Source organism: Paenibacillus sp. RC73 (assembly GCF_044908085.1).
In the GTDB taxonomy this organism is placed as follows: domain Bacteria; phylum Bacillota; class Bacilli; order Paenibacillales; family Paenibacillaceae; genus Paenibacillus; species Paenibacillus terrae_A.
The window spans coordinates 461016-473721 of the sequence record NZ_JBIYCV010000002.1; the positions used below are offsets into that span (position 1 = coordinate 461016).

Consider the following 12706-nt stretch of genomic DNA (forward strand, 5'->3'; position numbering starts at 1 on the left):
TGCATATACTCAGTCCATGCTAAGAAAATGCAAAATCCTTCAGCTCTGTCTGAAAGATATATTTTCAAAGTTTTTATAAATGGGGGTGTTCGGGTGACGGATCGTTTCACAGATCGTTTGAAGTTGAATTTGAGTGGTACGGGCACAGAGCTAACGCCGCAGCAATTAAATGAAAACTTTAAAAGCATTGAAAAGGAATTCATCCAACGTAGTGTAAATGCTAGCTGGTTTGGAGCAGTAGGTGACGGTGTCCAGGACGATACGGCAGCTTTGCAGGAACTGATCAATAAGACTCCCGACTATTCCATACTTCATATCCCAAGTGGACGATACAAAATAACCTCCACCCTTCAGATTCGCAAACAGGGCGTACGCATTTTTGGCATTCATAAGGGCAGATACCGACAGGGTAAGGGGGTTACGTCGATTGAATACTATGGTACGGGTCCTTGTTTTCAAATTGGAGACGAGAGTCTTCCATCGTTTAGCGGCTTTCAAAATGTGCAGTTTCATGACCTGGCCATCCGGTACGAAGGGACGGATCGAGCAGCATTAAATAATCCTTTTTCTCAGGAAGTAAAGCGCGGATATTATGGAAAAGGTACTTTAGGCATTCAAGATTGGAAGGGCGGCGGAGTTACGCTGGATAATGTGTTGATTGAGCATTTTGAGACGGCTTTTTGGGGCTACGAAAGCGATGTGGATTTATTTAATTGTACGGAGATTAATTACAATAAAACGGGTATTCACTTGCAGAACAGAAGTTCACAGTTTACCAGCCTTGCGCTTTTTACACTGGGGAATGATACGGCGCTCGATCTGAATAGCTCCAATGGCGCCAGATTTTTGGCCAGCCAGCACATTAAGGACGGAAGCTCAAGTGATATACCCATTCGAATTGATGATTTTATGAATGCCGAATTTATAGGCTGCTGGTTTGAGGGGCTAAGCTTAGAACATAGAGTGACGGTTCCGTCTTTTATTCAAATTGGTGCCACGAAGGAGACGAAGAATGTCGCTCTTCGCGACTCCATTTTAGCTATCGCGGACAAATTCAGGGACAAAAACGACGACAACTACTGGTCAGTATGTGACTATTTTGTAGATGTGGTCATTGGTAAAAAAATTTTAGTGGATGAGGTGGGTGGATATCCACGCAATTTGAGGAATCTGGTTTCCTTCTCCGGCAGCTCATCCACTCAGCAGGCGACGCTTCGTTCGCATTTGGATTTCAATTACGTGGATAACCGTTATTATAAAAACAACGGGACAGGGCAGGCTTTGCTGCTAGTAGAGAAATATTCGAACAACGGAATCGAGCATTTGGATAAAACCTTTGTCAAAGCCTATCTGGGAGCAAGACAAAATATCCTCGCAGGCAGTTGGCAGAAGGTAAACTTCAACCAGATCAGCTATGATGAACTGACCGAGTTTGAGGCAACGGGCAGCCGTTGGCGGGCCAAACAAGCCGGGAAGTACAGAATACAAGCCTATATTTCGACAGATCCTCAAGTGGATGGCAATCGTACACGGCTGGCGCTCCATGTGAATGATGAACAGGTTGCCGGCAGCTCGGCGTATGCTTATCTTGATGATCGGGTGATTGGCGGGCCGAACTACAGTGCTTTGAGTGGAACGATTGAACTGAAGCTGGAGGCCGATTCTTTCATTGATATACGGGTGTTCAGCCAAAATAAAACGGATATTTTACCGGGTGGAGGACTTACGTATCTCACGATCAGCCGAATGTAAGTCGCTTTCAAGTAGACGATAGACGTTCTTTCATTTTTGGGTAGTAATTGCTGTGAAACTTCCTTTAGATGTTTAATGCGCTCATGGTACAAGGATTTCATCTGCTTTGCATAATGATCGTACATACCCGACTCATATAATTCTCAAGCAGACCTTGGGATAGCACTGAGGTGCTTAAACCCGCTGTATGTTTGTGCCATTGCATTAATGGAATTAGTGAATTGGGGACAACGGCAGCAGAAATCCTTAATCCAGGCAACAGCACTTTGGAGAAACTTCTGAGATAAATGACATGACTGGCCCCATGATACGCGTGTATTGGATCAGCTTTACTGTTTGTTTCCAGATCTGCTAGATAATTGTCTTCAACGATGTAAACGTCATAGGCTTTGGCGAGTTCTGCCAGTCGTTGCTTATCTTTTGCCGTGTACGGAGTTCCTAACGGATTATGGAAACGTGGGATAGTATAAAAAAATTTAATCATATTGCTTTGAAAATTATGCTCTAAAGCTGCCCAATCAATCTCATCTTGAGTTCTTTCGAAACCAATGACGGTTTAGTTTTGTTTTGGAGTGCAACAACGAAGAAAATCAATATCGTTACTTCTGCTGCTTATATTGAGTCATAACCAGTATATTATTTCAACCCTTTGGTAAATCTGGACCAGAGGGTTTTTCAAGATTAAGTATGCGAATTAAATCTGGGTTAGGAGAAGATCACATGGACGTTTTTGCAGAATATCTAGCACGAATTGATAACCTGGGACATCGGGATCGAACGGAAGAAATTCTAGAGTGGATTACAAAGAAGTACCCACATTTAGTACCAAAAATAGCGTGGAATCAGCCCATGTTTACCGATCATGGCACATTTATTATTGGATTTAGTGTATCCAAACATCATTTGGCTGTGGCGCCTGAAAAGGCTGGGATTAATCATTTTTCCAATGAAATTGCGAAGGCCGGTTATGATCACACCAAGGAGTTGGTGCGTATCCGGTGGGATGGGCCGGTTGATTTCTCATTACTGGAAAGAATGATTGAATTCAATATTACGGAGAAGGCAAACTGTTCAACTTTTTGGCGGAAATAGGCATAGCGGATACCCTAAAAGAAAAGACCCCGCTCTCACATACAATGGAGAGCGGGGTCTTCGGGATGGTCATTCATCAATTGGTTTGGACATTGCACCGAAATAGTCTATAACAACGCTGCGAAACGCGATAGCTGCTTTCGAGATATATCTGTTTTTTTGCGACAATAAAGCAATCTCCCGCACAAGTCTCTGATCTTCTATCGGAAGATATGCAATGCGTTGCTGTGGGTTTCTTGCTGTACTTGGTATAAAGGCAAGCCCAATCTCCGCTTCCACTAGTGCGATTAATCTTGCAGGCTCATCTCCTTCATATACATACTTCGGTACAAACCCGACTGATTGGCATTTGGAGTCCACCAGATCACGAATGCCGTATCCTTTTTTCACACCCACAAACCACTCATCCTTAAGCTCTGCTAATGTGATGCTGCTTCGATCCGCATATCGATGACCAAGAGGCACCGCTACTACGATGGGGTCCTCGAATAGGATCTGACAGTCGATATCATCACCTTGGATCGGAGGAGAGGACAGGCAAAAATCGATCTCCCCTCGATGAAGAAGTGTAGACATGTCTTCCAAATTTACCATTTGTACATGAAACTGGGTGTTCGGCTTATTTTTCCGGAATTCCCGCAAGATACCTGGCAATGTGCTTGCTGTGGTGACCGCCAATTGGAGTGTACCGTGATCCGGGTTGGAGAGGTCAGCAATTTCCTGCTTTCCCTGTTCCAATTCGAATAGGGCTTTTTCGGTCCGGCGAAGGAATGTTCTTCCGAATTCGTTTAGCCGCAGCTTTCTGCCCAATCGATCAAATAACGGTGAACCCAAGTCATCCTCCAATCGCTGTATCGTTTTGCTCAGTGAGGATTGAGTGACATGCAACTTACCCGCAGCTTCCGTAACATGTTCACACCGGGCTAACGTCAGAAAATAGCGTAGCTGAAGAAGCTCCATTTCGCACCACTCTCTCATTCCTTTTAGTTCATCAAATCATAACATAAAATGCGTTGGAATAAATAACAGGATTCCATTAAGATGATCAGAGAAGAAGGGGGTATATACAAAATGAACGCTCGAAATATATGGTTAATGATATCTGTCGGCTTGGGAATCATGCTGAATCCGTTAAATTCCTCCATGATATCTATAGCCATTGCAAGACTGCAACATGTGTATCAACTTGATGTTACGACCGTTTCGTGGATTATTTTTTCCTTTTACATTGCGAGTGCTGTAGCTCAACCGGTCATGGGCAAGTGCAGTGATCTGTTCGGCCGCAGAAAGATATTCCTTATCGGTCTGGTTGTTGTCTTCGTTTCCTCCATGTTAGCTCCGTTATCTCCTGGCTTTTCTTGGCTCATCGTATTCCGGATCGTTCAATCTGTCGGCACAAGCATGATGGTAGCCGTCGGAATGGCGATTGTAAGAATCCATGTTACTGAGAAACAGGCAGCCGCCTTGTCTGTCCTTGCGATGTTCCTATCCGGAGCAGCAGCGGTAGGCCCTTTTATTGGTGGTGTATTGATTCATTGGTGGGACTGGCCCAGCATATTCCTTGTTAATATTCCATTTGTAATCGCAAGCTTTATCTTCGCCTGGAAAACCATTCCCAAAGAGGAGTCATTCAAATCCACCTCTGGTGACATGTCCATCAGGAAATGGCTCCTGCTGATTGATGCGCCGGGCATACTCTTGTTCACAGTCGCTTTGGTGACTCTGCTAATTAGCTTGCTTTCAGTCAAATCAACCGGACATCTTTCAACATGGCACCTTATGGTAGGGGGGATCGGTTTGATTGCATTAGCAACTTTTATACGACATGAATTGAAAACACCATCCCCCTTTATTCCTCTGCGGGCATTTGCTACATATCCCGAAATGACCTGGGTGAATGTACAATTTATGCTGGTTAACACTCTTTTTTACGCTCTGTTTTTTGGAATACCGTCTTATTTGCAGCAAGTACGTCATCTTAACGAAATTCATACAGGAATAATTATGCTAACCCTCGGTTTATGTTCACTTATCAGTTCTCCTCTCGCAGGACGCTGGATCGACAAATCTGGAACGCGGCTGGCTTTAATCCTTTCTGCAGTGTTAATGACATTCGGGTCCGTATTAATCATCACCTTGAATGAAGCTTCGCCGATGTTCAGTGTAATCCTCGCCTTGGCTGTATTTGGTATAAGTAACGGATTGAATAGCGTCGGCATGCAGGCTGCCCTGTTCAAGAGCACACCAAAAGAAATGATTGGTGTCTCCTCGGGTATTTTTAATACTTCGCGATACCTCGGTACCATTTTGTCGTCATTGTTAATCGGAATCATCATGGGAGATACGTTCAGTGTAATGGGAATCCACTTGCTAGGGGTCATCCTTACTTTATTTTCCACATCTTTGATCATCATGAACTTACGTCCCCAGCGACCCTCGGGCACGCAAGCGTTATAGTTCGGACATAATCAGGATTCAACGTCGAATTAGAACCGCCGCAATGGCGGTTTTTTTGTTTTGAGCTATTTAAAACATCGGATATTCGTCCAATCCTTAGGTGAGGAAGGTAGTCACTTTTCACTTATGATGCCTGTTTAATACAAACAGCCACTTTTTTTAAACGAAATTTAAGATACGTATTAATACAGGGTAAAGTTGGCCTTCTATACTTGCATCTGTGCTTCACAATCCATTCGAGGGAGAGATTTATATCAACCATTCAAGTTCATTAACATCAAATCTAATCAGAAAAACAGCAGTCAGCAAACTCGCTCTGGTTCTGACAACATGCCCAATCATGAGTACGGGTAGCGCTACCGCTAAACCATCTCCTGTATCTGCCATTTCACAAGCCACAGGGGATGCTGAAGCTCAGGCGCTTACTCAATACCGAATTCAAGCCCGGCTGGACGAGAAGAAGATGACCTTGCAGGGGAGTGCATCTTTGGCTTTATGAAAGTGGGACAAAATAAGTTCCTTCGTGGTGTTGCTACCGTATTTGTGGATATCTTCCGCGGGGGAATTCAATCGGTTGATCGTGGACAGATGGAAGCCGCCCGTTCCCTGGGACTTCCTTATCGTAAAGCTATGATGAAGATCGTAATTCCTCAGGCAATACGGATTATGATCCCTTCATTTATTAATTAGATGGTTATTACATTGAAAGATACGTCGATCTTATCCGTCATTGGCCTTGTGGAGTTGACGCAATCAGGTAAGATTGTCATCATAACATTGACTAAAATTGCTGACTATCTGGAGGTGAAGGTTCGTCGTGGGTAAAATTAAGGTTGAAGGATTAAAGAAAAGTTTTGGCACGAATCAGGTTCTGAAAGGAAATCGATATGTCGGTCACCGAAGGTGAAGTTGTCTGTGTCACAAAGCACGCGAGAATATTGGTATGGTGTTTCAGCATTTCAACCTGTTTCCTCATTTCAGTGTACTAAAAAATATCATGTTTGCACCCAGAGAACTCGGGATATTAAATGAACGGGAAGCGCGCGATACAGCACTGCGTTTACTTGAGCGGGTTGGTACCAAGTTTGCTGTGCGTACGATTTCTGAGGGTCTGCGTAAAGAGGAGTATGCCAACAATATTCGTACAACAATTATATCGCAAGGAATGGTTACGACTAACCTTCGGATGTAGCTATTAATAAAATGATCATTCGCCCTACAAGTCAATAGCGGTAATCTAAAAAGAATACTGTCTGCTTAGAGATGAGAATTTGTATAAACGGATAAAAAGTCTTTTTGAAATAAAAGGGTACAGTTTAATTTTGGAAAATCTGCACCATGCTGACTCAGCTTGGTGCTATTTGATGTTTTCAGGTGTATGGAATATTTTTCATCCAATCTGACGACAATGGTTAGCAGCACGCGAATAGGCCGGAGGAGTAAGCTTACGGGCTCCGGTGCTTTACGCCAATATGTTGAGGAGGGAACCGATTGTGAAGAAAAAAGTGGTAGCGTTCATCCTGGCTTGTCTTGTAGCCTTGACTGCTGTCCCCGTCGGCGGTTGGGCCGAGGAAAGCAAACCTGAAAGCAAGCCCAAGGAGGGTTCTGCGGCTGAGCTGGCTCCCGAGGCTCTCTCAGCGATCCTGATGGATGCGGATACGGGTACAGTCATCTATGAAAAAAATAGCCGTGAAAAGCTTCCTCCGGCGAGTATTACCAAAATTATGACTATGCTGCTGACGATGGAGGCTATTCATGATGGCAAACTCAAGCTGACCGACAAAGTACGGGCCAGCGAATATGCGGCTTCGATGGGCGGATCGCAAATTTTTCTGGAGCCCGGAGAAGAAATGACGGTCGATGAGATGCTTAAGGGAGTGGCGATGGCTTCCGGCAACGATGCTTCCGTGGCGATGGCTGAGAAAATTGCGGGCTCTGAGCAGGCTTTTGTCGAATTGATGAATGCCAAGGCGCAGCAGCTTGGTTTAAAGGATACCCATTTTGCCAATTGCAACGGTTTGCCGGTAAAAAATCACTATTCTTCTGCGCATGATATTGCGGTCATGAGCCGTGAACTGCTGAAATATCCTCAAATTACAAAATATACAGGAGCGTATCAGGACTATTTACGCAAATCCTCGGCCAAGCCGTTTTGGTTGGTGAATACGAATAAGCTGGTTCGTTTCTATACAGGAGCGGACGGGCTGAAAACAGGCTATACAGGGGAAGCGAAATTTTGCCTTTCCGCTACTGCCAAGCGTGATGGTATGCGTGTAGTCGCTGTCGTACTTGGCGAACCGAGTACTAAAACACGTAACAATGAAGTATCTTCCATGTTCGATTATGCTTTTTCCCAATACACGATGAAATCAGTGTACAAGCCGGGTGACCTGCTGGGAAGCGTGAAAGTCGAGAAGGGTGTACTGCCGGAGCTGAAAATTCAGGCAGATCGTTCCTACAGTGTGCTGGTGAAAAAGGGAGGAACTAAGGAAACACTGCGTCATGAGCTGCAACTCGCTCCAAGTCTGAAAGCTCCTGTCCGTGCAGGTGATCCGGTCGGCAAGCTGGTTGTCTATCAGGATGGTAAACGGCTCAAGGAGTTTAACATAACCGCACCCGTAGCGGTGGAGAAGGCTGGATGGTGGAAATTGTTTAAACGTACCATGTCGAATCTGTTTTCTTTGTAGATTTTAAGGGGTTTTCTTCTAGTTTTGTCGGAGGGCAGGAATCGTCTGCGGCTGCGTAGAAATCCTTGTCCAAGACCGGGAGGAGAGTGAGTAAGCATGAACCTGCAAATTGAAATGGAGCATCACCGGGGGGTGCTGATTGTAAGGCTGTCCGGTGAGCTTGATCACCATACGTCGGACATGGTCCGTATGCAAATGGATGAGGCGATTCAGCGCCGCCAATGCGAGCATATCGTGCTCAGCTTGAAGAATCTCCAGTTTATGGACAGCTCCGGCCTTGGCGTTATCTTGGGACGTTACAAGCTGATTAAACAAAAGGGCGGGAAGATGGCTGTCTGTGATGTCAATCCGCCGGTACACCGACTGCTGGATATGTCAGGCTTGTTTAAAATCATGCCTGTATATGAAAACGAGGGAAATGCGCTCACGGAACTGGAGGTGGTGTCATGAGAGAAAGTACAGGAAACAATTTCATGAGCTTGCAGTTTGCCGCCAAATCCGAGAATGAAGCGTTTGCCCGCGTCGCTGTCGCTGCCTTTATTTCCCGGCTTGATCCGACGATGGACGAGCTAAGCGATCTGAAAACCGTGGTGTCCGAGGCGGTGACGAACAGTATTATTCACGGCTATGACAGCGATCCGTCTGGAGTCGTGACGATCAAGGTTGGGATTGAAACGGACGTGGTAACATTGGTGATTGAAGATGCAGGAAGAGGGATTGAGGATTTGGAGCTGGCGAAGCAGCCACTGTATACGTCGAAGCCTGAATTGGAACGGTCCGGCATGGGTTTCACCATTATGGAAAATTTCATGGATGAGTTTGAAGCAGTCAGTGAGCCGGGCGGAGGCACGTCGGTCCGGATGAAGAAAAGGATTGAATCCAAGAAAGCTTTATATAATTAGGGGTTGATCCTATGGAAGCAGGAGGAAAAAAAACTTCGAACAGCTATTTGGAGGATGCGGAAGTCAAACGGCTCATTGCACTGAGTCAATCCGGTGATAATGATGCCCGTGAGACGCTGGTCAATAGTAATATCCGGCTCGTATGGTCTGTCGTGCAGCGCTTTATGAACCGGGGATATGAACCTGACGATCTTTTTCAGATCGGCTGCATCGGTTTGTTAAAATCGGTGGACAAATTCGATCTAAGCTATGAAGTCAAATTTTCAACGTATGCGGTCCCGATGATTATTGGGGAAATTCAACGTTTTCTACGCGATGACGGCACGCTTAAGGTTAGCCGCTCCCTCAAGGAGACGGCCAATAAGGTCCGCAAAATGAAGGACGAGCTGTCCAAACGGCTGAACCGTTTACCTACGATCAAGGAAGTCGCAGATGAACTGGGAGTTACACCAGAAGATGTTGTTTTTGCCCAAGAGGCTAACAAGCCGCCAACCTCGATTCACGAAACGGTGTTCGAAAATGACGGCGATCCGATTACGCTTATGGACCAGATTGCAGATGAATCGCAGGAGCGGTGGTTCGACAAGCTGGCATTGAATGAGGCTATAGGGGGGCTGACTGAGCGGGAACGGCTCATTGTATATCTGCGTTATTATCGCGATCAGACCCAATCGGAGGTCGCAAGCCGACTTGGTATTTCCCAGGTGCAGGTATCGCGGCTGGAAAAAAAGATTTTGCAGTCGATTCGCGATCAGATTGCTCAATAATATCGGTTAGGAATTTTGCTAAATCCTCATGCCTGTGTAATTCAAAAGGGTATTCCCAAGCCATGTTAATGGTCAGGAATACCCTTTTTGCGTGGAGAAAAAGAAAGTGCACGGAATATGTTTCTTGGCTTCGCCTCATACTAAGGTAATTACGAGGATAAGGAGGGGATCGGATGACTCATAATCCGGCTCCTACAGTGGCTCCCATAGTCTACTTACGTCTCCGCAGTCGTGTACGCATGTTACAGGGACATGACTTGCGTTTGGGAGATGTAGCTCATCTGCTGGCAGATCCCGAATGGGAAAACGATCTGCTGGAGCTTGTTCTCAAGCGGCCGCAGCAGCAGGACGGTAATCTGATACTGGTGGATATGCTGCAAATCATTTCGAAAATTAGAGAACGCATTCCGGGTGTCGTCGTGGAATCTCTCGGCAAGCCGCATGTGCTTGTGGAAATCGTGGAGAAACCGCGTAAGCCATCCAGAATATTGTTTGTTCTGGTATGGTTGCTTCTGTTCTTTGGATCTGCGCTCACGATTATGAATTTCCACGCTGACGTCAGCATGATGGAGGTGCAGGTGCGGATTGTTGAGATGATTACCGGACACAAGGATGAGCATCCATATCTGTTCCAGATTGCGTATTCGATCGGCATCGGCTTCGGTATGATTGTGTTCTTTAATCATTTGTTCAAAAAAAAATGGAACGAGGAGCCGACGCCGCTGGAAGTGGAAATGTATCTGTACCAGGAAAACGTGGATCAGTACGTTGTGGCGGAGGAATATGAAAAGATGGCCCGCATGCATACGAAGGATAAGCGCCGATGATGATGTATGTTCAGGGTGTACTTCAGATCATTTTAGGTATCGCTGGAGGCGTAGCGGTGGGTGGTGGCGTGATCGCACTTTTTATTGTGCTGGATATGATTCCTCGGCTGGCACAGCTTACGCGTACCTATAAACAATCACGAGCATATGAAAAATCTATGATTTTGGGTTCAGTGGTGGGAACGGTGGCAGATTTTTGGAATATTTGCTTACCGTTGCCGGGCGTACTTACGTGGATACCGGGGTTGTTTTGCGGAGTGTTTATCGGTTTACTTGCCGCAGCACTGACTGAGGTACTGAATCTCTTGCCTATACTCGCCAAGCGGCTCCATATGACCGTGTATATGTTTGGCTTGCTGATGGCGATGGTGCTGGGTAAGGTGACTGGTTCTTTTTTTGACTGGTTCGTATACAACCGATAACGAGGAAAGTGAAGGGGGCAAGAGATATGGAGCATAGACCGGATCAAGATCATCAGGAGGACGGAGCCATCGGGAATGAAGGTTATACTGCTGGCAAGGAAGAAATGAGCCCGTGGAAAAAAAGGCAGGCACAGGAGTCAGCACATTATAAACATAAAAAAGAGAGTGAGCGCTCTGATAACGTAGAGGAATCCGTCCTCTATTGGCAGGGTAAGGATGATATATCGCCAAGGATGAAGGATAATCGGGAAACGCTTAAAGCAGTAATCGGTCTGGGGGAGACCTTTGACGTCGTATTCAGGGAGATGACACTAGGCGGGCGTCATATCGGCTATCTGTTTCTGAATACCTTTGCCAAGGACCAAGTCATGGTTGAAGTGCTAAAGCGGCTCACCTATCTAACACCGGATGATCTGTCTACGGATGGACTGCAATCGTATTTTGAAAATTATATTCCGCATATTCAGGTGGAAAAGAGCGAAAAAATGTCGGTTGTCATCAACAAGGTGCTGACAGGCTATAGCGCCTTCTTTATGGAAGGTGAGCGCTTTTCGGTCATTTTGGATACCCGTAATTACCCGGTACGCAATCCCGAGGAGCCGTCACTGGAGCGCGTCGTACGCGGTGCCCGTGACGGCTTTACAGAGACGATGCTGACAAATGTGGGTCTGGTTCGCCGCCGTTTGCGGGACCCCGGCCTTAAATTTGAGGCGATGCAGGTTGGTCGCCGCACCCGGACAGACGTATGCTTGGGTTACATTGATGATATCGTGGATAAAGTGATGGTGGATACCGTACGCGACAAAATTAAAAACGTCGATCTGGACGGCATCCCGCTGGCGGATAAGCAATTAGAGGAGACGATAATTAATAAAGGCTGGAATCCATATCCATTAGTGCGATATTCGGAGCGACCAGATGTCGTGGCTTCGCATATTATGGAAGGGCGACTCGTTATTTTCGTCGATACCTCACCCAGCGTGATGATCTTGCCTACCACCTTTTTTGACCTTTGCCAGCATGCAGAAGAGAATCGGCAAACGGCTTTTATGGGGAGCTATTTGCGCTGGGTTCGCTTTATAGGGATTTTTGCCTCGATGTTTTTGCTTCCGATGTGGCTGCTTATGGTCATCAATCCCGAGCTAAAACCGGCGTTTCTTGATTTTATCGGTCCTCAAAAGGAAGCCCATCTCCCGCTGATCGCACAGTTTATCATTGTGGAGCTAGGGGTCGATCTCATGCGCATGGCGGCTGTCCATACACCGACACCGCTGGCTTCCGCGATGGGCTTGATCGCCGCCATTTTGGTCGGGGATATTGCGGTCAAAACGGGACTGTTCGTCAACGAAGTTGTGCTGTATATGGCTGTGGCTGCTATCGGGATGTTCGCAACACCGAGCTATGAATTGGGATTGGCGAATCGGCTAATCCGGCTGTTTTTGCTGATCGCTGTGGCTATTTTCCACGTTCCGGGTTTTATCGTAGGCACGACACTGATCATTTTGATGCTAACACTGCACCGGTCATACAATTCTTCCTACCTGTGGCCGTTCATTCCTTTTAATGCCAAGGCGATGGCTTCTATCTTGTTCCGTATGCCTGTGCTGAATGCGCCTAACCGTCCGTCATCTAACAAAACGCGGGACAATACGCGCATGCCGAACACGGATGCAAGCACGGATTCGAACTCTGGCAACAGGCAAGAACATTAATATAAATGATCTGCATAAAAATCCATTCTTCTTGATGCTTTTTTTGCTATACTGGTGTTAACATTCGATGGAATATGACTTTGTTTGT

At 46.1% G+C, this 12706-nt stretch carries 13 protein-coding genes and 2 pseudogenes; 13 read left to right on the forward strand and 2 right to left on the reverse strand.

The genetic code is table 11. The annotated features are described in order from the left end of the window. Positions 1 to 93: 93 nt before the first annotated feature. Positions 94 to 1752, forward strand: a complete 1659-nt coding sequence (locus tag ABH897_RS05715) for a glycosyl hydrolase family 28-related protein (protein ID WP_283652287.1) — start codon at positions 94 to 96, stop codon at positions 1750 to 1752. A 97-nt stretch (positions 1753 to 1849) separates the two neighbouring features. On the opposite strand, the gene ABH897_RS05720 is transcribed toward ABH897_RS05715, so the two are convergent. Beyond that, the gene (locus tag ABH897_RS05720) at positions 1850 to 2302 is read right to left on the reverse strand and encodes an aminotransferase class I/II-fold pyridoxal phosphate-dependent enzyme (RefSeq protein ID WP_404518981.1); all 453 of its coding nucleotides are present in this window, start codon (positions 2300 to 2302) and stop codon (positions 1850 to 1852) included. A gap of 170 nt (positions 2303 to 2472) precedes the next feature. Between ABH897_RS05720 and ABH897_RS05725 the strand changes: the two genes are divergently transcribed. Then, positions 2473 to 2844: an iron chaperone gene (locus tag ABH897_RS05725; protein ID WP_283652286.1), complete on the forward strand. Its 372-nt coding sequence runs from the start codon at positions 2473 to 2475 to the stop codon at positions 2842 to 2844. Between the two features lie 69 nt (positions 2845 to 2913). Here the strand turns inward: ABH897_RS05725 and ABH897_RS05730 are convergent, their stop codons facing one another. Continuing rightward, on the reverse strand, positions 2914 to 3804 hold the full coding sequence (locus ABH897_RS05730; protein ID WP_044646823.1) for a LysR family transcriptional regulator: 891 nt from the start codon (positions 3802 to 3804) through the stop codon (positions 2914 to 2916). A 111-nt stretch (positions 3805 to 3915) separates the two neighbouring features. Here ABH897_RS05730 and ABH897_RS05735 point away from each other — a divergent pair, with 111 nt between their 5' ends. The 11 genes and pseudogenes from ABH897_RS05735 to ABH897_RS05785 all read left to right on the forward strand — a co-directional run bounded on the left by ABH897_RS05735 (position 3916) and on the right by ABH897_RS05785 (position 12618). Beyond that, the gene (locus tag ABH897_RS05735; protein ID WP_404518914.1) at positions 3916 to 5301 is read left to right on the forward strand and encodes an MFS transporter; all 1386 of its coding nucleotides are present in this window, start codon (positions 3916 to 3918) and stop codon (positions 5299 to 5301) included. Between the two features lie 340 nt (positions 5302 to 5641). Beyond that, positions 5642 to 5800: a hypothetical protein gene (locus ABH897_RS05740; RefSeq protein WP_283652284.1), complete on the forward strand. Its 159-nt coding sequence runs from the start codon at positions 5642 to 5644 to the stop codon at positions 5798 to 5800. Continuing rightward, a pseudogene (locus ABH897_RS05745) lies at positions 5788 to 6126 on the forward strand (ABC transporter permease subunit); the annotation flags it as partial. The gene ABH897_RS05740 and the pseudogene ABH897_RS05745, both read left to right, overlap by 13 nt. Next, positions 6119 to 6385, forward strand: a pseudogene (locus ABH897_RS05750) (ATP-binding cassette domain-containing protein); the annotation flags it as partial. The pseudogenes ABH897_RS05745 and ABH897_RS05750, both read left to right, overlap by 8 nt. Positions 6386 to 6794: 409 nt before the next feature. Next, the gene (locus ABH897_RS05755) at positions 6795 to 7988 is read left to right on the forward strand and encodes a D-alanyl-D-alanine carboxypeptidase family protein (RefSeq protein WP_404518915.1); all 1194 of its coding nucleotides are present in this window, start codon (positions 6795 to 6797) and stop codon (positions 7986 to 7988) included. A 96-nt stretch (positions 7989 to 8084) separates the two neighbouring features. After that, positions 8085 to 8438 (forward strand): anti-sigma F factor antagonist, encoded by a 354-nt coding sequence (gene spoIIAA / locus ABH897_RS05760; protein WP_014282157.1) that lies wholly within the window; start codon positions 8085 to 8087, stop codon positions 8436 to 8438. After that, positions 8435 to 8890, forward strand: a complete 456-nt coding sequence (gene spoIIAB / locus ABH897_RS05765; RefSeq protein WP_014282156.1) for an anti-sigma F factor — start codon at positions 8435 to 8437, stop codon at positions 8888 to 8890. Before spoIIAA ends, spoIIAB begins: the two co-directional genes overlap by 4 nt. A gap of 11 nt (positions 8891 to 8901) precedes the next feature. Then, entirely contained in the window at positions 8902 to 9657 is a 756-nt protein-coding gene (gene sigF / locus ABH897_RS05770) for an RNA polymerase sporulation sigma factor SigF (RefSeq protein ID WP_014282155.1), read from the forward strand. A gap of 173 nt (positions 9658 to 9830) precedes the next feature. Further along, a complete protein-coding gene (locus tag ABH897_RS05775; RefSeq protein WP_404518917.1) occupies positions 9831 to 10484 on the forward strand; it encodes a stage V sporulation protein AA in 654 nt (217 codons plus the stop codon). Next, positions 10484 to 10906, forward strand: coding sequence for a stage V sporulation protein AB (locus ABH897_RS05780; protein ID WP_404518982.1), 423 nt, complete (start codon positions 10484 to 10486; stop codon positions 10904 to 10906). The genes ABH897_RS05775 and ABH897_RS05780 overlap by 1 nt, the downstream gene beginning before the upstream one ends. Positions 10907 to 10932: 26 nt before the next feature. Continuing rightward, positions 10933 to 12618, forward strand: coding sequence for a spore germination protein (locus tag ABH897_RS05785; RefSeq protein ID WP_404591351.1), 1686 nt, complete (start codon positions 10933 to 10935; stop codon positions 12616 to 12618). The last annotated feature ends 88 nt before the right edge of the window (positions 12619 to 12706 follow it).

What these genes read in the sequence shown, in the direction of transcription:
- spoIIAB (WP_014282156.1), top strand. Translation starts at nt 8,435, where the DNA reads ATGAGAGAAAGTACAGGAAACAATTTCATGAGCTTGCAGTTTGCCGCC.
- ABH897_RS05735 (WP_404518914.1), top strand. Translation starts at nt 3,916, where the DNA reads ATGAACGCTCGAAATATATGGTTAATGATATCTGTCGGCTTGGGAATC.
- ABH897_RS05780 (WP_404518982.1), top strand. Translation starts at nt 10,484, where the DNA reads ATGATGTATGTTCAGGGTGTACTTCAGATCATTTTAGGTATCGCTGGA.
- ABH897_RS05775 (WP_404518917.1), top strand. Translation starts at nt 9,831, where the DNA reads ATGACTCATAATCCGGCTCCTACAGTGGCTCCCATAGTCTACTTACGT.
- sigF (WP_014282155.1), top strand. Translation starts at nt 8,902, where the DNA reads ATGGAAGCAGGAGGAAAAAAAACTTCGAACAGCTATTTGGAGGATGCG.
- ABH897_RS05730 (WP_044646823.1), bottom strand. Translation starts at nt 3,804, where the DNA reads ATGGAGCTTCTTCAGCTACGCTATTTTCTGACGTTAGCCCGGTGTGAA.
- ABH897_RS05725 (WP_283652286.1), top strand. Translation starts at nt 2,473, where the DNA reads ATGGACGTTTTTGCAGAATATCTAGCACGAATTGATAACCTGGGACAT.
- ABH897_RS05740 (WP_283652284.1), top strand. Translation starts at nt 5,642, where the DNA reads ATGAGTACGGGTAGCGCTACCGCTAAACCATCTCCTGTATCTGCCATT.
- ABH897_RS05785 (WP_404591351.1), top strand. Translation starts at nt 10,933, where the DNA reads ATGGAGCATAGACCGGATCAAGATCATCAGGAGGACGGAGCCATCGGG.
- spoIIAA (WP_014282157.1), top strand. Translation starts at nt 8,085, where the DNA reads ATGAACCTGCAAATTGAAATGGAGCATCACCGGGGGGTGCTGATTGTA.